The organism is Pseudomonas lopnurensis (assembly GCF_015070855.1).
GTDB classification, from domain to species: domain Bacteria; phylum Pseudomonadota; class Gammaproteobacteria; order Pseudomonadales; family Pseudomonadaceae; genus Stutzerimonas; species Stutzerimonas lopnurensis.
This window is the reverse complement of sequence record NZ_JADDIX010000066.1, coordinates 12,049-30,502: the sequence shown is the minus strand read 5'-3', so window position 1 is coordinate 30,502 and position 18,454 is coordinate 12,049. Positions and strand designations below refer to the sequence as shown.

Annotated in this window: 22 protein-coding genes and 1 tRNA gene; 8 read left to right on the top strand and 15 right to left on the bottom strand. The window is 61.0% G+C overall.

The window, feature by feature from the left end; all coding sequences use genetic code 11:
• Positions 1–4: 4 nt before the first annotated feature.
• From IN820_RS12755 to IN820_RS12710, 10 genes are all read right to left on the bottom strand, one after another.
• Positions 5–1,105, bottom strand: coding sequence for a flagellar basal body P-ring protein FlgI (locus IN820_RS12755; RefSeq protein WP_193681335.1), 1,101 nt, complete (start codon positions 1,103–1,105; stop codon positions 5–7).
• A gap of 14 nt (positions 1,106–1,119) precedes the next feature.
• Positions 1,120–1,815 (bottom strand): flagellar basal body L-ring protein FlgH, encoded by a 696-nt coding sequence (gene flgH / locus IN820_RS12750; RefSeq protein WP_193681334.1) that lies wholly within the window; start codon positions 1,813–1,815, stop codon positions 1,120–1,122.
• A gap of 71 nt (positions 1,816–1,886) precedes the next feature.
• Positions 1,887–2,672 carry a flagellar basal-body rod protein FlgG gene (gene flgG, locus IN820_RS12745; RefSeq protein ID WP_125856348.1) on the bottom strand — a complete coding sequence of 262 codons (786 nt, stop codon included), beginning with the start codon at positions 2,670–2,672 and terminating at the stop codon, positions 1,887–1,889.
• Between the two features lie 42 nt (positions 2,673–2,714).
• Positions 2,715–3,455, bottom strand: a complete 741-nt coding sequence (gene flgF / locus IN820_RS12740) for a flagellar basal-body rod protein FlgF (protein WP_193681333.1) — start codon at positions 3,453–3,455, stop codon at positions 2,715–2,717.
• 196 nt (positions 3,456–3,651) lie between these two features.
• Complete coding sequence (gene flgE, locus IN820_RS12735) at positions 3,652–4,968, bottom strand: flagellar hook protein FlgE (RefSeq protein WP_193681332.1); 1,317 nt, start codon at positions 4,966–4,968, stop codon at positions 3,652–3,654.
• A 22-nt stretch (positions 4,969–4,990) separates the two neighbouring features.
• Entirely contained in the window at positions 4,991–5,671 is a 681-nt protein-coding gene (locus IN820_RS12730) for a flagellar hook assembly protein FlgD (protein ID WP_193681331.1), read from the bottom strand.
• Positions 5,672–5,683: 12 nt separating this feature from the next.
• Positions 5,684–6,127: a flagellar basal body rod protein FlgC gene (flgC, locus tag IN820_RS12725; RefSeq protein WP_125849816.1), complete on the bottom strand. Its 444-nt coding sequence runs from the start codon at positions 6,125–6,127 to the stop codon at positions 5,684–5,686.
• Positions 6,128–6,140: 13 nt separating this feature from the next.
• Positions 6,141–6,545, bottom strand: coding sequence for a flagellar basal body rod protein FlgB (gene flgB / locus IN820_RS12720; protein ID WP_049325001.1), 405 nt, complete (start codon positions 6,543–6,545; stop codon positions 6,141–6,143).
• Positions 6,546–6,795: 250 nt separating this feature from the next.
• On the bottom strand, positions 6,796–7,620 hold the full coding sequence (gene cheR / locus IN820_RS12715; RefSeq protein WP_049325003.1) for a protein-glutamate O-methyltransferase CheR: 825 nt from the start codon (positions 7,618–7,620) through the stop codon (positions 6,796–6,798).
• Positions 7,621–7,659: 39 nt separating this feature from the next.
• Positions 7,660–8,592, bottom strand: a complete 933-nt coding sequence (locus IN820_RS12710) for a chemotaxis protein CheV (protein ID WP_193681376.1) — start codon at positions 8,590–8,592, stop codon at positions 7,660–7,662.
• 90 nt (positions 8,593–8,682) lie between these two features.
• Between IN820_RS12710 and flgA the strand changes: the two genes are divergently transcribed.
• From flgA to IN820_RS12690, 4 genes are all read left to right on the top strand, one after another.
• Positions 8,683–9,423 (top strand): flagellar basal body P-ring formation chaperone FlgA, encoded by a 741-nt coding sequence (gene flgA, locus IN820_RS12705; RefSeq protein WP_020307311.1) that lies wholly within the window; start codon positions 8,683–8,685, stop codon positions 9,421–9,423.
• A gap of 125 nt (positions 9,424–9,548) precedes the next feature.
• On the top strand, positions 9,549–9,881 hold the full coding sequence (gene flgM / locus IN820_RS12700) for a flagellar biosynthesis anti-sigma factor FlgM (RefSeq protein WP_193681330.1): 333 nt from the start codon (positions 9,549–9,551) through the stop codon (positions 9,879–9,881).
• A 42-nt stretch (positions 9,882–9,923) separates the two neighbouring features.
• Entirely contained in the window at positions 9,924–10,394 is a 471-nt protein-coding gene (locus IN820_RS12695; RefSeq protein WP_020307310.1) for a flagella synthesis protein FlgN, read from the top strand.
• Between the two features lie 59 nt (positions 10,395–10,453).
• Positions 10,454–11,200, top strand: a complete 747-nt coding sequence (locus IN820_RS12690; protein ID WP_193681329.1) for a flagellar brake protein — start codon at positions 10,454–10,456, stop codon at positions 11,198–11,200.
• Between the two features lie 151 nt (positions 11,201–11,351).
• Here the strand turns inward: IN820_RS12690 and IN820_RS12685 are convergent.
• Positions 11,352–11,428, bottom strand: a tRNA-Arg gene (locus tag IN820_RS12685).
• Between the two features lie 313 nt (positions 11,429–11,741).
• Here IN820_RS12685 and IN820_RS12680 point away from each other — a divergent pair.
• From IN820_RS12680 to IN820_RS12670, 3 genes are all read left to right on the top strand, one after another.
• On the top strand, positions 11,742–11,957 hold the full coding sequence (locus IN820_RS12680) for a hypothetical protein (RefSeq protein WP_193681328.1): 216 nt from the start codon (positions 11,742–11,744) through the stop codon (positions 11,955–11,957).
• A 41-nt stretch (positions 11,958–11,998) separates the two neighbouring features.
• A complete protein-coding gene (locus tag IN820_RS12675; protein ID WP_020307309.1) occupies positions 11,999–12,184 on the top strand; it encodes a PA3371 family protein in 186 nt (61 codons plus the stop codon).
• A 265-nt stretch (positions 12,185–12,449) separates the two neighbouring features.
• The gene (locus IN820_RS12670) at positions 12,450–12,776 is read left to right on the top strand and encodes an Arc family DNA-binding protein (protein ID WP_020307307.1); all 327 of its coding nucleotides are present in this window, start codon (positions 12,450–12,452) and stop codon (positions 12,774–12,776) included.
• Between the two features lie 57 nt (positions 12,777–12,833).
• Here the strand turns inward: IN820_RS12670 and IN820_RS12665 are convergent, their stop codons facing one another.
• The 4 genes from IN820_RS12665 to mgtE form a co-directional block, all read right to left on the bottom strand.
• Complete coding sequence (locus IN820_RS12665; protein WP_193681327.1) at positions 12,834–13,970, bottom strand: sodium ion-translocating decarboxylase subunit beta; 1,137 nt, start codon at positions 13,968–13,970, stop codon at positions 12,834–12,836.
• Positions 13,971–13,980: 10 nt separating this feature from the next.
• Positions 13,981–15,765, bottom strand: a complete 1,785-nt coding sequence (gene oadA, locus IN820_RS12660; RefSeq protein ID WP_193681326.1) for a sodium-extruding oxaloacetate decarboxylase subunit alpha — start codon at positions 15,763–15,765, stop codon at positions 13,981–13,983.
• A gap of 22 nt (positions 15,766–15,787) precedes the next feature.
• On the bottom strand, positions 15,788–16,036 hold the full coding sequence (locus tag IN820_RS12655) for an OadG family protein (protein WP_020307303.1): 249 nt from the start codon (positions 16,034–16,036) through the stop codon (positions 15,788–15,790).
• Positions 16,037–16,175: 139 nt separating this feature from the next.
• On the bottom strand, positions 16,176–17,618 hold the full coding sequence (gene mgtE / locus IN820_RS12650) for a magnesium transporter (RefSeq protein ID WP_193681325.1): 1,443 nt from the start codon (positions 17,616–17,618) through the stop codon (positions 16,176–16,178).
• Positions 17,619–17,955: 337 nt separating this feature from the next.
• On the opposite strand from mgtE, the gene IN820_RS12645 reads away from it, so the two are divergent.
• The gene (locus IN820_RS12645; protein ID WP_193681324.1) at positions 17,956–18,441 is read left to right on the top strand and encodes a DUF4124 domain-containing protein; all 486 of its coding nucleotides are present in this window, start codon (positions 17,956–17,958) and stop codon (positions 18,439–18,441) included.
• Positions 18,442–18,454 lie beyond the last annotated feature (13 nt).

Here is an 18,454-nt window from a genome sequence, read left to right as displayed (position 1 = left end):
ACCCCTAGATCACGATCAGGTCGGCTTGCAGCGCACCGGCCTGCTTGAGCGCTTCGAGAATGGCCATCAGGTCGCTGGGCGCGGCGCCCACCTGGTTCACCGCCCGGACGATTTCGTCCAGCGTGGTGCCGGGGCCGAACTTGAACATCGGCTTGGCTTCCTGCTCGGCCGTCACCCGCGAATTGGGCACGACCACCGTCTGCCCCTCCGAGAAGGGCGCCGGCTGGCTGACCTGAGGGTCTTCACTGATGGTCACAGTCAGGCTGCCGTGGGTGACGGCGGCCGGCTGCACCCGTACGTTCTGGCCGATGACGATGGTGCCGGTACGCGAGTTGATGATGACCTTGGCCACCGCCTGGCCAACTTCGACCTCGAGGTTCTCCAGGATCGACAGGTAGTCCACGCGCTGATTCGGGTCCAGCGGCGCGCTCACGCTGATCGAGCCGCCGTCCAGGGCTTGCGCCACGCCCGGGCCGAGCAGTTCGTTGATCTGGTCGACGATGTTCTTCGCCGTGGTGAAGTCCGGGCGATTGAGGTTCAGCGTCAGGGTGTTGCCCTGGTTGAAGCCGCTCGGCACCGGCCGTTCGACGGTCGCGCCACCGGGGATGCGTCCGGCCGACGGCGAGTTGACGGTGACCCGCGAACCGTCCGCGCCGCTGGCATCGAAACCGCCGACCACCAGGTTGCCCTGGGCAATGGCGTAGACGTTGCCGTCGATCCCTTTGAGCGGCGCCATCAGCAGGCTGCCGCCGCGCAGGCTTTTGGCGTTGCCGATCGAGGATACGGTGATGTCGATGGTCTGCCCCGGCTTGGCGAATGGCGGCAGATCGGCATGGATGGACACCGCGGCGACGTTCTTCAGCTGGACGTTGCCACCGCTCGGCACCTTGATACCGAACTGCGCCAGCATGTTGTTGAAGGTCTGTACGGTGAACGGCGTCTGGGTGGTCTGGTCGCCACTGCCATTGAGGCCCACCACCAGTCCGTAACCGATCAACTGGTTGGTGCGCACGCCGTGGATGGTCGCCACGTCCTTGAGTCGCTCGGCCTGGGTGGTTGCGCAGACGAACAGCAAGCCGGTGAGCAGGAGCATTTTCTTCAGCATGCCATCGGCTCCGGTCAGAACGGCCACAGGGGGCTCATGAAGAAGCGGTCCAGCCAGCCGGGCTGGCTGGCGTCGGCGAAGGCGCCGGTACCCGAATAGGTGATGCGCGCATCGGCGATGCGGGTCGACGACACCGTGTTGTCGGTGGCGATATCGTCCTGGCGTACCAGGCCGGCGATGCGCACCAGCTCGTCGCCGGTGTTGAGCGTCATCCATTTCTCGCCGCGCACGGCGAGGATGCCGTTGGGCAGCACGTCGGAAACGGTCACGGTGATCGAACCGGACAGGCTGTTGCTCTGCCCCGCCTGCCCCGAACCGGACGTGTCGCGCGAGGCGTCGTATTCGGCGCCCAGGCTCATCGAATTGCCGGTCAGCGGGTTGGCCATGGACACCGCGCCGCCGAACAGCGAGCCGAGGCCGATATTGGCGCTGCTGTCCTTGGAAATGCTGGAGCTGGCGTTCTTGCTGGCCTGGGTACTTTCGTTGAGGGTGATGGTGATGATATCGCCGACCCGGTAGGCCTTGCGGTCGTCGTAGAGATAGGTTTCGAAACCCGCCTGGTAGATCGCGCCGTTGTTCTGCGCTGCCGGCAGCGGCGTACGCGGCAGCACCGGCGCGTAGTAGGGATCGTCCGGCTTGGGCGCGGGGGCGACGCACCCGGCCAGCGCGAAGGCGGACGACAGCGAGACAACGATCAACAAGCGGCTCATAGACACCTCAAGCCCTGACAGGCCATCGAAACAACTGCGGGCACTGCCCGAATACAACGGCGAAAGCCCGATCAGAGCTGCTGCGTGACGAACGACAGCATCTGGTCGGCGGTGGAAATGACCTTGGAATTCATTTCGTAGGCGCGCTGGGTGGTGATCATGTTCACCAGTTCCTCGACGACGCTGACGTTGGAGTTTTCCAGGGTGTTCTGCAATACGGTGCCCAGGCCGTTAAGGCCCGGGGTGCTGACCTGCGGCGCGCCACTGGCGGCGGTTTCCAGGAACAGGTTACTGCCCATGGCCTGCAGGCCGGCGGGGTTGATGAAGTCGGCGGTCTGGATATTGCCGATGATCTGCGGCTGGGCATTGCCCAGCGTGGTGACCGACACGGTGCCGTCTTCGCCGACGGTGAAGGTCTGGGTCTCGGCCGGCACGACGATGGCCGGCTCCAGCGCATAGCCGTTGGAGGTGACGACCTGGCCGTCGGAATCCAGGTGGAAACTGCCGTCACGGGTATAGGACACCGTGCCATCGGGCAGCAGCACCTGGAAGAAGCCACGGCCGTTGATGGCCATGTCCAGCGGCTGCTCGGTGGTCTGCAGGCTCCCCGTGGTGAAAATCTTTTGCGTGCCCGTGATCCTCACGCCGGTACCCAGCTGCAGGCCGGAAGGCAGTTCGCTGTCCTGGCTGGACTGGCCACCAGGCTGGCGACGTATCTGGTACAGCAGGTCCTGGAACTCGGCTCGGTCACGCTTGAAACCGGTGGTGGAGACGTTGGCCAGGTTGTTGGAAATGGTCGTCAGGTTCATGTCCTGGGCGGACAAACCGGTCTTGCTGACCCAAAGTGCTGGAAGCATGTGCGTTCTCCTCGTGCGCCGGCCGGGCGCTACGCGCGGGTGTTAGCTGATTTGCAGTACGCGAGCCATGGCAGCCGCGTCGTCTTCGGCGGTGCGCATCATCTTCACGTGCAGTTCGAACTGGCGGGACAACGCCAGCATGGACGTCATCTCGGCAACGGCATTGACGTTGCTCGCCTCGAGAAACCCGGAGGTGACCCGTACGTTGGCATCCGCCTCGAGGGGCTGCCCATCCTTCATGCGGATCAGGCCGTCGGTGCCCTTCTCCAATTGCTGCGGATCGGGGTTGACCAGCTTGAGACGGTCCACGGTGACCACGACGTTCGGGTCTTCGCCCAGGGCACGAATGCTGATGGTGCCGTCGTGGCCGATATCCACCTTTTCCTCCGGCGGAATGGCGATCGGCCCGCCGTTGCCGAGCACCGGCATGCCGTCGGCGGTGCGCAGCATGCCCAGCATGTCGATGTTCAGACTGCCGGTACGCACGTAGGCCTCGTTGCCATCCGGCGCCTGCACGGCGATCCAGCCCTCGCCTTCGATGGCGACGTCCAGGTCACGGCCGGTTTCCTGCAGCGCGCCGGCGGTGAAATCGGTACCCGGGCGCTCCGACATGGCGTAGACGCGGGCTGGATAGCTGTCGCCGAACACCTGCATCGAACGCGCCTGTTCGAAGTCCCGGCGAAAGCCCGTGGTGGAAATGTTCGCCAGATTGTTGGCGTGCGCCTGCTGGGCCCGCGCGTTCTGGCTGGCACCGGTCATGGCCACGTAGAGCATCTTGTCCATCGAAATCTCCGAGACGCGAGATTGACGCTTGCGATTGTGTTAACGATGAAAATGCAAGGCGCGTGCCACAGCCCCAGTAGGAATCCAAGCCATTGAAATGAAAACTTTTCCCGGAAAAGAAGAAGGCCCTAAAGGGCCTTCTTTCACGAGAGCGGCGGAATACTGCCGTTAGCGGCAATGCGCTTGCCTCCCAGGCTCAGCGCAGGTTGATGATGGTCTGGGAGATGGCGCTTTCGGTTTCCACTGTTTTGGCGTTGGCCTGATAGTTTCGCTGGGCGACGATCAGGTTGACCAGTTGCGCCGTAAGATCGACGTTCGAATCTTCCAGCGCACCAGACTGCAAGGAGCCCAGCGTTCCGGACCCCGGCGTTCCGATAGCCGGCTCCCCGGAGGCCAGCGTTTGCGCCCAAGCCGTGCCACCTACCGAAGCAAGCCCTTGCGAGTTCGTGAAATTCGCCAGCACCACTTGCCCGATGACCTTCGACTGACCATTGGTGTAGGTGGCGAACATCACGCCAGTGTCATCGATGGAGAGCCCCGACAGCTGGCCCGTGGTGTAGCCGTCCTGGACCGGACTGCTCAATACCGCGAAGCTGGTATTCGTCTGGCTGATGTTGCGCAGATCGATGGAAATACCACTCGCGCTGGCGGCTGCGCCATTGCTCCCCCAGGTGACTGGCGAAGTAGTCGAATCGGTTACCGTCGCCGGCACCCAGGTATTCAAGGTCAGGGTTCCATCGGCGTTCACATCGAAATCGGTGGATGCCAAGGAGGTCAGATCCAGCGCTCCAGCCGCCGTGAAACCGATGCTCACCTCATACGCATCCGTAGAAGTCGGGTCAGCCGGATTTCGCCCATCGATGAGGGTGTACATGGTCCACTGGTTACTGTCGTCTTTCACGAAGTACTGGGTCATCGTGTGGGAGTTGCCTTGCGTGTCATACAAGGGCACCGAGGTCGACCAGTTGTAAGTACTCGAATCGCTGGCATCGAAGGGAGTGTTGGTAGGAACGCTGCTGTTGGAATTCAGTGCCAGTGTCTCCACTACCGAACTCGTAGCATTCGGCGCCTGGTTACTGCTATCAACCTTGAGATTGGTGGTAATGCCACTGACGATATCACCACTGGAATTGACTCCATAACCTTGCAGGTTATACCCCTCGCTATTTATGACATAGCCTTCGGCATCTGTCTTGAAGGCGCCAGCACGGGTATAAAGCATGGAGCCATTGTTACTGACCATGAAATAACCATTGCCACTGATCGCCAGGTCAAGGCTATTTCCAGTACTTGTGATATTCCCCTGAGTGAATTGCTGGGCAATATCCGCGGTCGTCACCCCACTGCCGACCGCATTTCCTCCAGAGCCGAGCATGGACGTTGCGTAAAGATCCGCAAACTCCGCGCGCGAAGCCTTGAAGCCGGTTGTACCGACGTTCGCGATATTATTACCCGTTACATTCAGATCCGTGCTGGCCGCATTCAGGCCGCTCAGCGCAACATTAAACGTCATGGCATTCTCCCAATGCGATTAATTACTTACCGATGGTTCGAACTTGCGAAAGGCTCACGCTTCCAATACCTGCCAGGTTAAGAGTCATCTCTGCTCCGTCCTGCCCCAGGGTGACACTATTTACTTTTGCCGGGAGATACGTACTGAGCGCAGTAGTGGCCCCATCGAGCGACGCTTCCGCCACGAAGGTGAAGGTCCCCGGATCAACAGTCTCGCCACTGGAGTTGGTGCCATCCCAGATGAAATCGATGTTTCCGCTACTCTGGTCCCCGAGGGAAATCGTTTTTACCAGCGATCCCGTACTGTCATAGATCTTCACATTGACGTTGCTGCCGGACGAAGGCATTACGACAGTACCGCTGAGGCTTTCACTGGTATCAACGAGCGCTGAACCCGTCTCTACGATTACCGAACTTCCAACGAGGGAAGTTGCCTGCAGCGCCTGAGAAGACTGATAACTGCTCAACAATGACGTCATTGACGTATTGAGATTTTCCATCGACTCAAGACTGCTGAACTGCGCAAGCTGAGCGACGAATTCGCTGTTGTCTTGCGGGTCCAGAGGATTTTGATTATTAAGCTGCGTCACCAGCAACATCAGAAAATCCGTTTTACCCAGACTACTGGTTTCCGAGGACGAAGAGTCGGTTCCGGAATATTGCGAAAGAACGGTACTACTCACGCTACTGGTATCAATTGCCATCTTTCATGCTCCTTACTGACCCAGCGTCAGAACTTTCTGCAGCATGGTCTTGGCGGTGTTCATCAGCTCGGCGTTGGTCTGAAACGCACGACTGGCGGAAATCATGTCGGCCATTTCCTCCACCACGTTGACGTTCGGGTAGTAGACGTAACCCTTCTCGTCGGCAGCGGGATGATTGGGCTCGTAACGCGCCTGCAGCTCGCCCTGGTCCTCGACGACGCCGAGCACCTGCACACCTGCGCCAGCCTGATCCTGCTCGGCGAACAACGACTCGTTGGGCTGTCCGCCAGCCTGCTGGAACACGGTGGCGAATACCGGATGGCGGGCCCGATAGGTCTGGTCGACACTGGAGGAAACCGTTTCGGCGTTGGCGATGTTGCTGGAAATGGTGTTCAGGCGAGTGCTCTGGGCGCTCATGCCGCTGCCGGCAATGTTGAATACGCTACTGAGGGACATGGTGAGAACTCCTTTATTCGCCGCGCAGGGCGCTGATCAGCCCCTTGAACTTGCTGTTGAGCAGGGTAAAGCTCGCCTGGAAATCCACGGCGTTCTTCGCGTAGTTGGATTGCTCGATCTGCAGATCGACGGTGTTCTGGTCCAATGACGGATGGGCCGGCGTGCGGAAACGCAGGGACGCATCGGCGATTTCCAATCCCTCGGCGGCGATATGCCTGTCGCTGGTCCGAGTGACACCGAAACCACCCTGGCTTTGCGCCGACTGCTCGGCGAGCACGCTGCCGAAGTCGAGATCACGGGCCTTGTAGTTAGGCGTATCGGCATTGGCGATATTGTTCGCCAGCACTTCGGCGCGCTGCGAACGGAAACCCAGCGCCTTCTCATGAATGCCCAAGGCCTTGTCGAAACTGATGCTCATGAATCTGGCCCTCTGCCGGATACAAGTCTGCTTGCGCATACTCCAGCAAAGCTCATGCCATAGAACATAACCCCTTGATTTAAAGGGATTCACAGCCGGAAAACTATTTCAGTAGCGTCAAAAGCGGCAAGGCTTTTCCGCCGTTTTGCCGCAACCAGCAAGGTGCATGACGGTTTTTTGCCACCCACTCCCAGGGATCTGTTGACGCTTCATTCGCGGCGGTTTGCGATGAAACGTCAACAACTCCGAATCACTTCGCCTTGTAGATGATCCCCGGACTGCACTGGACCATCTGGTACAGCTCCGGCAGCCCGTTGAGCGCCTCAGAGGCACCGAGGAACAGGTAACCACCCGGACGCAGGGTCGCATGGATGCGCTTGAGAATGTCTCTCTTCACGTCGGCGGAAAAATAGATCAGCACATTGCGGCAGAAAACGATGTCGAACTTACCCAGGGCGGCATAGCTGTCCAGCAGATTCTGAACCTTGAACTCGACACGCGAACGAATGGCAGGCTTCACCGCCCAGCGCCCGGGCGCCTTGAGATCGAAGTAGCGCTGCAGGCGCTCGCTGGAAAGCCCGCGGGCGATCGCCAGGCTGTCGTATTCGGCCGCCTTGCAGGCGGCGAGCATCGCCCCCGACAGCTCGGTGGCGACGATCTGCACACCGGTCTTCGGCTGGCTGGGATTGCTGCGCTCGTACTCATCGATCGCCATCGACAGCGAGTAAGGCTCCTGCCCCGAGGAACAGGCGGCGGACCAGATGCGCAGGCGCTGGCCGGAACCGGTCTTGAGCATTTCCGGCAGAACCCGGCTCTTGAGCACTTCGAATGGATAGGTATCGCGAAACCACAGCGTCTCGTTGGTGGTCATCGCATCGACGACCTGCTCGCGCAGGCCGCTACGCGGCTGCGCCTGGATCGTCCTGACCAGATCGCCGAGCGTCTTGATGCCCTGCTGCTCCATCAGCTTGTTCAGCCGGCTGGACACCAGATACTGTTTGTTGCTGCCAAGCAGAATGCCGCACGTCTTCTCTAGAAATACCCGGAACTGCTCGAAATCCAGATCAACTGACACTAATAAAGCCTCGCCATCAAATCCATGAGAGGACCAGCCTCAGTTTGCATCCGCCTTTCGAATCCGCTCGACCACACGAGCCGCGAGATCGTCGGGCTGGAACTTGGCGAGAAAATCGTCCGCCCCCACACGCTTCACCATGTTCTGGTTGAACACACCGGAAAGCGAAGTATGCAAGAGAATATGCATATCCTGCATGCGTGAATCCTGACGCACCTCAGTAGTCAGGGTATAGCCATCCATCTCTGGCATTTCAATATCGGAGATCATCATCAGGAATTCCTCCGCCGGCCGCTTGCCGTCGTCGGCCATCCGCTTCAGGTAGTCGAGCGCCTCACGGCCATCGTTCAGCGTGACGACCTCGACCCCGAGATTCTCCAGGCAGCGAACGATCTGCTTGCGCGCCACGGAAGAGTCATCGACGACCAGTACCCGACACGAAAGCGCCTTGGCCTGGGTCTCGGCATCCACCACATTCGGCGAAACCGCCTCGGACATCGGCGCAACCTCCGCCAGCACCTTCTCGACGTCGATGATCTCCACCAGGCGATTGTCGACGTGGGTCACCGCCGTCAGGTAATGATCCCGCCCGGCCCCCTTGGGGGGAGGAAGGATTTCCTCCCAGTTCATGTTCACGATCCGCTCCACCGAACGCACCAGAAAGCCCAGCGTCCGGTTGTTGTACTCGGTGATGATCGCGAAGGTGTTCTGCAGGTCCGCCAGCGCCGGCTTGCCCGTCGCCAGGGACAGGTCGAGGATCGGCAGCGTACTGCCGCGGATGCTGGCCACACCGCGCACGACCCTGCCGGACTTGGGCATGATCGTCAGGCGCGGACACTGCAATACCTCCTTCACCTTGAACACGTTGATGCCGTACAGCTGCTCGCCTTCCAGACGAAACAGCAACAGCTCCAGGCGGTTCTGCCCCACCAGTTGGGTACGCTGGTTAACCGAATCCAGTACACCGGCCATGCCAGTCTTCCTCTCTGCTTGCAGATCGCTCAGGGGCCGACGATGAAGACGCGGCACGCCCCTTGCTTTGGTTGGGGCATGAACGCCCATATGACTTTTTTCCGACGCGACGGCCAAGGACTGCGCAGATACCTGCTGCTGCCGGCGTTTTGCGCACTGGGCCAACTGGCCCATGCGACAACCATGTCACATCCTGAGCAGCTTATCGACGCGACCGAGCAGTTTCTTGAGCAGGCGGTCGCCGACTATTTGCGACGCGGCGACATAGAAGCCCGTCACGAAATCAGCGTCAATCGCCTGGACCCCCGACTACGCCTGGCACAATGCGACCTCCCGCTCGAGGCCAGGCTCGGCGGCTCCGCCCAACCTATCGGACGTGTCACCGTGCGGGTAAGTTGCACGGGAAGCAGCCCCTGGTCCGTGTTCGTCCCTGCACAGGTGCGCCTCTATCGCCAGGTCATCGTCGCCAACCGCTCGCTGCTGCGCGACAGTCGGCTCAGCGAGGCCGACGTGAGCCTGGCCGAACGCGACGTTGCCAACCTCACCCAGGGCTACCTGACACGCATGGATGAAGTGCTCGGCAACAAGCTGACCCGACCGGTGCAGCCGGATCAGGTGATAGCACCCAACCAGATGGAGCTTGCGGAAGTGGTGCGCAAGGGCGATCAGGTGGTGATCACCGCCAGAAGCGGATCGATAAATGTCCGCATGCCTGGCGAAGCGATGGCGGATGGCGCGCCCGGCAAACAGATCCCGGTAAAGAACCAACGCTCCGGACGTGTCGTGAAAGCGCGGGTCACCGGCCCCGGCCATGTCGAAGTCGCGATGTGACAAGCGTGACGGCCAGCGGTCAGACCACAGCACTTTTTCATGTGGCCCGGCCGAAAAAACGCTAAAGTTTCGTCCATTGTTGCCGAACATATGGCAAGCGTCCTGATTCCTTCGAGGTTTGCATCATGGTCATCGACTTCAACCGGCCCAACAGCAGCACACTGAATGCCCCCAACGGGCGCGGTGCTGTTCAAGGCAACGAGCGCACAGGCAGCCCCCTGCAAGGGCCGGCCGGCGATGCGCCTAAAAGCGGCAATACGACCGCCAGCACTGCTGACACGGTACAACTGAGCCCTGAAGCCCAGCGCCTGCAGCAGGCAGCCGACAAGCTGAGCGACCAGCCTGCCGTCGACCAGGAACGCGTAGCCAAGCTACGCCAATCGATCGCCGACGGCTCCTATCAGGTCGACAGTCAGCGTGTCGCGGCCAAGCTGCTGGCTTTCGAGACACAGCGCTGACCTGCCCTTTAAACCCGATACGAGCACGCCCCAGAGCCTGAAATGCAAGACACGACCCTGCTTGAGCAGCTCACCGACGATATCGGCATAGCCGGCCAGCTTCTTGAGCTCAGCGATCAGGAATTCACGGCCCTGAGCGAGCGCGACCTCGCGAGCCTGGAAAACATTCTGGCGAAAAAGCAGCCGCTGCTGGCCCTGCTCGGCCAACACAGCACCCAGCGCAGCCAGTGGCTGACCGCGCAGCAGCTGAGCGCTGATCGCACCGGCCTGGAGGCCCTTGCCGCCCGCTCGGAAAAAGGCGCAGCAATCCTCGAACAAGCCCAGCGTCTGGAAACGATCCTGGAAGCCTGCCGCAGCGCAAACGAGCGCAACGGCCGCCTCATCCGCGCCAACCAGAGCGCGGTGGGCAGCATGCTGGACATCCTCCAGGGCAAGAACGAAACCCCCAGCCTGTACGACAACCGTGGCGGAGCCGCCAAGGTCGCGAAACAGCGCCCCTTGAGCCAGGCCTGAACTGGCGCGACAAGGACGTAATGCGATGGTAATGCCAATGCGCCGGGGAGCATCGGAACGTGTCTAATCCATTCTTCGACGAAGAAGGCCCGCAACCGCCCAAAGTGTTGACGGCGCCGATCGAGATACATGCCAACCTGCGGCCGCTTCTGGACAACCGCACCCCGCTGATCATTCGCTTCCACGAGCGCAACCAGCGCTATCGGAGCTTCCTGGTGGAGCTGAACCGCGAGAAAGGCTGGATTGCACTCGACGAGCTGATTCCAACCGACGGCGAACGACTCCTCCTGCAAGGTGAGCCCTTTCATGTGGAGGGCTTCTACGAAGGCGTTCGCATCGCCTGGACGAACAACCAGCCGGCCCATCTTGCCGAACTGGACGACGCCCGCTGCTACTGGGTGCCCATGCCTACGGAGCTGACCTACCACCAGCGCCGCAACGCGTATCGAGCCCAGCTCAAGGAAACCAGCACCCTAGCCAGTCTCGGCGGCGCTTCGCTGCGAAAGGCGCTCGAGGGAAGGCTGCTCGACATCTCGGCCACAGGCTGCAAACTGAGCATCAAGGGCGATCAACAGGGCCGCCTGCAGACCGGCCAGCTCTATGAACTCTCGGCGAAGCTGCCGTTCGGCACGGTGCAAACCGCGGTCGAACTGCGACATCTGGTCGTCAATGAGAAACTCGATACCACCTTCTGCGGCCTGCGCTTCCACCGCATCAGCGGGCCGACCCAGCGCCAGATCGAGCGATTCGTCTACCAACTGCAACGCGAAGCACGCCGCGACGTCAGCGAAACACCCTTTAGCTGACCCCTGTAACGAAGAACGCTAACTTCCACCCCATTCCTCACGCAACGCAGCATGCAAGACAGCCTCTGATCCGCGCAGACGGCGACGTCAGCGTGGGCTCTTTGGAGCCGTATCAACGGGATGACAGGGAAAGGGCGCGCAGAAAGGGAAATGGCGTCCCAGAGAGGGGTCGAACCTCCAACCTTCCCCTTAGGAGGGGGATGCTCTATCCGATTGAGCTACTGGGACGTTGCGCGGGCCGCATGTTAACGAGCCAGGTGCGTTTTGTCATGCCCGTTTCACCCCCAATTCTCAGGCTCACTTCTCCCCCTTGCTTTTTCGACGCCTGCGAGCGAGCCGAACTCCTCCCCGCCACAAGCCCTCAATTACCGCAATGCAAAATGCACGACCCACAGACGGCACTCGTGCAAAGCGCAATCCAGGCGCCATTAATCCCAACATCAACACACTGATTTTATTAGTGTTTTTTAGAAAAACCGATTGGCACAGCACCTGCTATGAAGAACCTAACTTAGAAACGTGACGCGAAGGACGACGCCTCATGAAAAAGCCGGTTTATCTACTCAGAGCAGGAGTTGTGACAGCAGCGCTGGCCGCGCTGCTGCAGCCAGCGCTCGAAGCGCCAGCACTACGACCCCAGCCGCCTGGTCACCAAGCCATTCAGCCGGTCAGCCACGAACAACCCAGAGCACGGGTCTTCACGCTCAGCGGCACGGAAATCAGCAGTCCCGCCCAGCCTCAGCGCTGGGTCTTCTAAGGATCGACTTCAGCGCGGATCGTTCCGCAAGGGAGATAACCATGTCCAAATTCGCATTGTCTTGCCTGCTGCTGGCATCGATCTGTGCCGCAGGGGCCTTTCTGGCACCCGCCGATGCCGGCGCCCTGGGAGTGGCCAGCAAGGGAGGCCTGGCACTGTTCGGCATTCTGTTCGTCATCGCCATGCTGATCGGACGCCGCATCAAATTCGATCCGGTGTTGCGGTAGAGGCTCCGCCGCATGCTGCCTGGGTGCACCCGTCAGCGATCGAGCCGTTTCGGGGGCGCCCTGAGCCTCACAGTAAGCACTGCATCACAGTAAAGGCACTTTGATACCACAATGCCTTTACTAATTAATAAAACGTCGTACAATTGGCGCCATGAACCCGTCTAATGTTTTTTGGTGTCTGACGGAACAGCATGTGCTGTTGGTTGTCAGACCGGTGACCACCCCGGCAATACGCCAGCACGCCCACCTGACTAACCGGTTAAATATGCGCCCTATGAAGCAGGCAGTTTACTCCAGCCGAACGGCTGACAAATTCGTGGTTCGACTCCCTGACGGCATGCGCGAGCGCATCGCCGACGTGGCTCGCAACCATCACCGCAGCATGAACTCCGAAATCATCGCCCGACTGGAACAGAGTCTGTTGCAGGAAGGCGCGCTCGATGACGACCTGAGCATGCGACTGGATAGCCCGGAACTGTCGCTGCATGAGCGAGAATTGCTGCAGCGCTTCCGCCAATTGACTCATCGCCAGCAGAACGCGCTGATCGCATTGATTGCGCAAGACGCGGAATTGGCCAAGGAAGACAGCTGATCACCCGCACCGACAAAAAAGCCGGCTGCAAGCCGGCTTTCTTGTTCTCCATCGCCGCTAGCCGACGAAGTTGAGCAGCACCCCGGCGGCAACGGCCGATCCGATGACGCCAGCCACGTTCGGCCCCATGGCATGCATCAGCAGGAAATTCTGCGGATTCGCCTCCAGCCCGACCTTGTTCGATACCCGCGCGGCCATCGGCACTGCCGAAACACCGGCGGAGCCGATCAGCGGATTGATCTTGTTGTGGCTGAAGCGGTTCATCACCTTCGCCATAAGGACTCCCGCCGCGGTACCGCCGCAGAATGCGAGCATCCCCAGCAGCAGGATGCCCAACGTCTTCAGTTGCAGAAAGGCTTCGGCCGAGAGCTTGGAGCCGACGGTCAAACCCAGCGCAATAGTGACGATATTGATCAGCGCGTTGCGCGAGGTGTCGGCCAGGCGATCCACCACACCACATTCGCGCAACAGATTGCCGAATGCGAACATGCCTACCAATGGCGCAGCGTCCGGCAACAGCAGCCCGACCAGCAAACAGAGCACCAGGGGAAAAACAATTTTCTCCACATGACTCACATGGCGCAGCTGCGTCATCACGATGGCCCGCTCCTCGGGCGAAGTCAGAGCCCGCATGATCGGCGGCTGGATCAGCGGGACCAGGGCCATGTAGGAATACGCGGCGACCGCAATGGGGCCGAGCAGTTCCGGCGCAAGTTTCGACGTCACGAAGATCGAGGTGGGGCCATCGGCCCCGCCGATGATGGCGATCGAAGCGGCCTCGCGCAGGGTGAATTCCATCCCGGGAATGCCCGCCGCGGTCAGTGCCAGCGCACCGAGCAAGGTGGCGAAGATACCGAACTGCGCCGCCGCTCCGAGCAACAACGTCTTCGGATTGGCGAGCATCGGACCGAAGTCCGTCATCGCCCCCACGCCCATGAAGATCAACAACGGGAACACACTGGTCGGCAGGCCCACCTCATAGAACAGATGCAGGATTCCCGCGCCCTCGGCCATGTTCGCCACGGGAATGTTCGCCAGGATGCCGCCAAAGCCGATCGGGATCAGCAATAGCGGCTCGAATCCCTTGCGGATCGCCAGATAGATCAGCCCCAGGCAGATGAAAATCATCAGCACCTGGCCCGGCTCCAGATGATACAGACCGGTTCCCTGCCACAGCTTGAGCAACTTATCCATGCAACTCCCCTTAAGCGATGCTCAGCAGGCTGTCGCCGACCGAAACCGCGTCGCCAACCTTGACGTTGACTGCCGCGACCGTTCCCGCCGTGAATGCGCGAATCTCGGTCTCCATCTTCATGGCCTCGAGGATCACTACCAGATCGCCCTCCTGGACCAACTGGCCGGGCTGTACCAATACCTTGAAAATGTTGCCTGCCAGCGGCGCTGTCTGAGGCTCGCCCGCGCCGGGGGCCACCGCCGCGCCAGCCGGTGCGGCTACCGGCGTGCCGGCTCCGCCCAACGGCTTGATCCCCTCGATATCGCCGCCATCGCTGACCTGCACGACGAAGGCGCGGCCATTGACTTCGACGGTGTACACCTGCGGCTTGCCCACTTCGCGCGGCGGTTGCTCGCTGCCGGTCGGAGCGGGCTCGAAGGCGGCCGGATTACCCCGGTTCTCGAGAAACTTCAGGCCGATCTGCGGGAACAGCGCATAGGTCAGAACGTCATCGATCGAGTCCGTGGCCAGCGTGATGCCCTTTTCTTGCGCCAGCCCTTCCAGCTCTGCGGCAAGGCGATCCATTTCAGGCTGCAACAGATCGGCCGGACGGCAGGTGATCACCTCGGCGCCGTCGAGCACACGCTCCTGCAGCTCCGCATCGAACGGTGCGGGAGCCGCGCCGTATTCGCCCTTGAGGACACCGGCGGTTTCCTTGGTGATCGACTTGTAGCGCTCGCCGGTCAGCACATTGATCACTGCCTGGGTGCCGACGATCTGCGACGTCGGCGTCACCAACGGGATGAAGCCGAGGTCCTGGCGAACACGAGGAATTTCCGCGAGCACCTCGTCGAACTTGTCCAGGGCGCCCTGCTCTTTCAGCTGGCCTTCCATGTTGGTCAACATGCCGCCGGGCACCTGCGCCACGAGAATACGCGAGTCGACACCACGCAGAGTGCCCTCGAACTTCGCGTACTTCTTGCGCACTTCGCGGAAATAGGCCGCGATCTCTTCGAGCAACTCGAGATTCAGGCCCGTATCGCGGGCGGTCCCCTGGAAAATCGCCACCACCGACTCGGTCGGCGAATGGCCATAGGTCATCGACAGCGAGGAAATCGCGGTATCGACGTTATCGATGCCCGCCTCCACGGCCTTGAGAATGGCCGCCGTGGACAGCCCCGCAGTGGCATGGCATTGCATATGGATCGGGATATCGAGGCTGGCTTTCAATCGAGACACCAGCTCGAAGGCCATGTACGGCGTGAGAATGCCGGCCATGTCCTTGATCGCCACCGAATCGGCGCCCATGTCTTCGATCCGCTTGGCCAGTTCCACCCACATTTCGAGGGTATGCACCGGGCTGGTGGTGTAGGAAATCGTCCCCTGAGCATGCTTGCCCAGCCGCTTGACCGCGCGCAATGCGGTCTCCAGGTTGCGCGGATCATTCATCGCGTCGAACACGCGGAACACATCCACACCGTTGACCGCGGCCCGCTCGACGAACTTCTCCACCACGTCGTCGGCATAGTGGCGATAGCCGAGCAGGTTCTGGCCACGCAGCAGCATCTGCTGACGGGTGTTGGGCATGGCCTTCTTGAGTTCGCGGATACGCTCCCAGGGGTCTTCGCCGAGATAACGAATGCAGGCATCGAAGGTCGCACCACCCCAACTCTCCACGGACCAGAAGCCCACCTGATCGAGTTTCGCCGCAATCGGCAGCATGTCGTCCAGGCGAATACGGGTGGCGAGGATGGACTGATGGGCATCACGCAACACCACATCGGTGATGCCGAGCGGCTGTTTCACAACGGTCATGGAAGGAGCTCCCTTTCCAGAGTCAACCGCGGCGCGCGCGGTGTTGATGAATCGCGGCCTGGATGGCTGCCAGGGTATCCGCATCCGTTTCAGCACCGCATACCGGTACCGGTGCAGGCGCTGCCTGAGGAGCAGGCGCACTGACGAAGCGGCCGGCCAGGTAGGACATCAAGCGAATGCAAAGGATCAACAGTACGAGGAAGGCGTAGACGAAGCCGACGCCGAACAGCATGAGTTCGACGCCTTCGAGCAGGAGTTGGCTGGGGGTCATCGGGGCATTCCCTTGTCAGCAGCTCAGGCTGCCTGTTATTCGCTGCGTTAGTTCGGACCTGTTTCGCGACGCGCGAAACGGCCGAACAGTAGCCCGAAACACAGAGCAAGGCAAACCCGACCAAGGGCAAAGCACGGAACTACAACAGGAAGATCGTCGCCAGCCCCAGGAAGATGAAGAACCCGCCGCTATCGGTCATGGCGGTGATCATCACGCTCGCCCCCATCGCCGGATCGCGCCCCAGGCGCGCCAAGGTCATGGGAATCAGCACCCCCATGAGCGCGGCGAGCAGCAGGTTCAGGGTCATCGCCGCCGTCATCACCACGCCCAGGGACCAGCTGCCATACAGCCAGTAGGCCACCACGCCGATGACTCCACCCCATACCAGGCCATTCACCAGGCCGACGCCGACCTCCTTGCGCAACAGCCGGGCGGTGTTGCCGGTCCCCACCTGATCCAGCGCCATGGCGCGCACGATCATGGTGATGGTCTGGTTGCCGGAATTGCCGCCGATGCCTGCGACAATTGGCATCAGGGCGGCCAGGGCCACCAGCTTCTCGATCGAGCCATCGAACAGGCCGATCACCCGCGAAGCGATGAATGCGGTGACCAGATTCACCGCCAGCCAGGCCCAGCGGTTGCGCACGGACTTCCAGACCGAGGCGAAGATATCCTCCTCCTCGCGCAGACCCGCCATGTTGAGGACTTCGCTCTCGCTCTCCTCGCGAATCAGGTCGACCATTTCGTCGATGGTCAGACGACCGATCAGCTTGCCACCCTTGTCCACCACCGGCGTGGAAACCAGGTCGTAGCGCTCGAAGGCTTGCGCGGCATCGTAGGCGTCCTCGTCCGGATGGAAGGTGACCGGGTCACTGGCCATCACCTCGGCCACCTGCTTGTCCGGATCATTGACCAGCAGGCGCTTGATCGGCAGCACGCCCTTGAGCACACCGTCGTAATCCACCACGAAGAGCTTGTCGGTATGCCCTGGCAATTCCTTGAGACGACGGAGGTAACGCAGCACCACCTCGAGGCTGACGTCTTCGCGAATGGTGACCATCTCGAAGTCCATCAGCGCACCGACCTGGTCCTCCTCGTAGGACAACGCCGAACGCACCCGCTCGCGCTGCTGCGCATCGAGGGTCTCCATCAGCTCGTGAACGACGTCGCGCGGCAACTCGGGCGCCAGGTCGGCGAGCTCGTCGGCATCCATCTCCTTGGCGGCGGCGAGCAGCTCGTGATCGTCCATATCGGCGATCAGGGTCTCGCGCACCGCATCGGAAACTTCGAGCAGGATGTCGCCGTCGCGCTCGGCCTTGACCAGTTGCCAGACGGTCAGGCGCTCGTCGAGCGGCAGCGCTTCGAGGATGTGGGCGACGTCGGCGGGGTGCAGTTCATCCAGCTTGCGCTGCAGTTCGGCCAGGTTTCGGCCGTGATCGAAGTCTTCCCCGAGTTCCGCTGGCAGGCCATCCTGGCGTAGCGCCGCATCTTCGGCCAGTTTGTGCCGATGCAACAACTCGACCACCTGCGCCAGGCGGTCCTGCAGGGATTCTTGCGGCTTCTTTGCTTCTACTTCTGTCATGGCGCACTCCACCCCCAGCCTCGGAGCACACCAGGGGAATCAATCAGTCAATACGTGATTGGCAAGCAGGGAACGTGAACGACTACTGGGCAAGTCCATAAGGAGGGTTGTTCCATAGGCCCTACGGGGCAGATGCGGCAATCATAACACCGCAGCGATACGCTCGACGCCGCTAAATGCAGCCATTACAGCAACTTGCGCCGCAAATCGGGCCGTCGGCCCCGAAAGCGAAACCGCTTGTTCTGTCGACGCCTTCACGCTGCCGCGAGACACGGATGTAGCGCAACGTTTTATTGGAGTAGCCTGAACGACCATTGTTACGTCAAGGAGGACGGAAATGCGGCACCTATGGATCTGCACGAGCCTGCTTCTGCTGGCGCCCATCCCGATTCACGCCTCGAACGTATTTCGCTGCGTCGACGCTCAGGGGCATGTCACCTTCAGCCAACAGGGCTGTCCGCAGGACCAGAGCCTGCAACGACAGCAGGCCTTCAACCCCCCTCCCGGCTCGGGAAAAGCCGTGCCCATGGCCAAGCCGGCGACGAGCAAGAACGATGAGCGCAAGCGAAGCGACTCGCTGACCATCGTCGCGGAGCAGGATGACGGCTGCGGCAACCGGGTGACAGGCAGCGAACGGCGCAGCGCGATCATCAGCCAGGACATCCGCGCCGGAATGACCAGAAGCGACGTGGAGAGCGCACTCGGCCGCCCCGAAAGCGTCACCAGCAGCAACGGCCGCGCCCGCTTGCGCTTCCGAAGCATCAGCGGTCAGGTACGCACGGTGAGCTTCGATGAAAACGGCTGCGTGCTGGGCAGGCGCTAGAAATGAAAAAGGG

Bases quoted from the DNA above. Each gene is read 5' to 3' on its own strand.
- IN820_RS12755 (WP_193681335.1), bottom strand. From the start codon at position 1,105: ATGCTGAAGAAAATGCTCCTGCTCACCGGCTTGCTGTTCGTCTGCGCA.
- flgH (WP_193681334.1), bottom strand. From the start codon at position 1,815: ATGAGCCGCTTGTTGATCGTTGTCTCGCTGTCGTCCGCCTTCGCGCTG.
- flgG (WP_125856348.1), bottom strand. From the start codon at position 2,672: ATGCTTCCAGCACTTTGGGTCAGCAAGACCGGTTTGTCCGCCCAGGAC.
- flgF (WP_193681333.1), bottom strand. From the start codon at position 3,455: ATGGACAAGATGCTCTACGTGGCCATGACCGGTGCCAGCCAGAACGCG.
- flgE (WP_193681332.1), bottom strand. From the start codon at position 4,968: ATGACGTTTAATGTTGCGCTGAGCGGCCTGAATGCGGCCAGCACGGAT.
- IN820_RS12730 (WP_193681331.1), bottom strand. From the start codon at position 5,671: ATGGCAATTGATACCAGTAGCGTGAGTAGTACCGTTCTTTCGCAATAT.
- flgC (WP_125849816.1), bottom strand. From the start codon at position 6,127: ATGTCCCTCAGTAGCGTATTCAACATTGCCGGCAGCGGCATGAGCGCC.
- flgB (WP_049325001.1), bottom strand. From the start codon at position 6,545: ATGAGCATCAGTTTCGACAAGGCCTTGGGCATTCATGAGAAGGCGCTG.
- IN820_RS12710 (WP_193681376.1), bottom strand. From the start codon at position 8,592: ATGGCCGGTGTACTGGATTCGGTTAACCAGCGTACCCAACTGGTGGGG.
- flgA (WP_020307311.1), top strand. From the start codon at position 8,683: ATGACTTTTTTCCGACGCGACGGCCAAGGACTGCGCAGATACCTGCTG.
- flgM (WP_193681330.1), top strand. From the start codon at position 9,549: ATGGTCATCGACTTCAACCGGCCCAACAGCAGCACACTGAATGCCCCC.
- IN820_RS12695 (WP_020307310.1), top strand. From the start codon at position 9,924: ATGCAAGACACGACCCTGCTTGAGCAGCTCACCGACGATATCGGCATA.
- IN820_RS12680 (WP_193681328.1), top strand. From the start codon at position 11,742: ATGAAAAAGCCGGTTTATCTACTCAGAGCAGGAGTTGTGACAGCAGCG.
- IN820_RS12675 (WP_020307309.1), top strand. From the start codon at position 11,999: ATGTCCAAATTCGCATTGTCTTGCCTGCTGCTGGCATCGATCTGTGCC.
- IN820_RS12670 (WP_020307307.1), top strand. From the start codon at position 12,450: ATGCGCCCTATGAAGCAGGCAGTTTACTCCAGCCGAACGGCTGACAAA.
- IN820_RS12665 (WP_193681327.1), bottom strand. From the start codon at position 13,970: ATGGATAAGTTGCTCAAGCTGTGGCAGGGAACCGGTCTGTATCATCTG.
- oadA (WP_193681326.1), bottom strand. From the start codon at position 15,765: ATGACCGTTGTGAAACAGCCGCTCGGCATCACCGATGTGGTGTTGCGT.
- IN820_RS12655 (WP_020307303.1), bottom strand. From the start codon at position 16,036: ATGACCCCCAGCCAACTCCTGCTCGAAGGCGTCGAACTCATGCTGTTC.
- mgtE (WP_193681325.1), bottom strand. From the start codon at position 17,618: ATGACAGAAGTAGAAGCAAAGAAGCCGCAAGAATCCCTGCAGGACCGC.
- IN820_RS12645 (WP_193681324.1), top strand. From the start codon at position 17,956: ATGCGGCACCTATGGATCTGCACGAGCCTGCTTCTGCTGGCGCCCATC.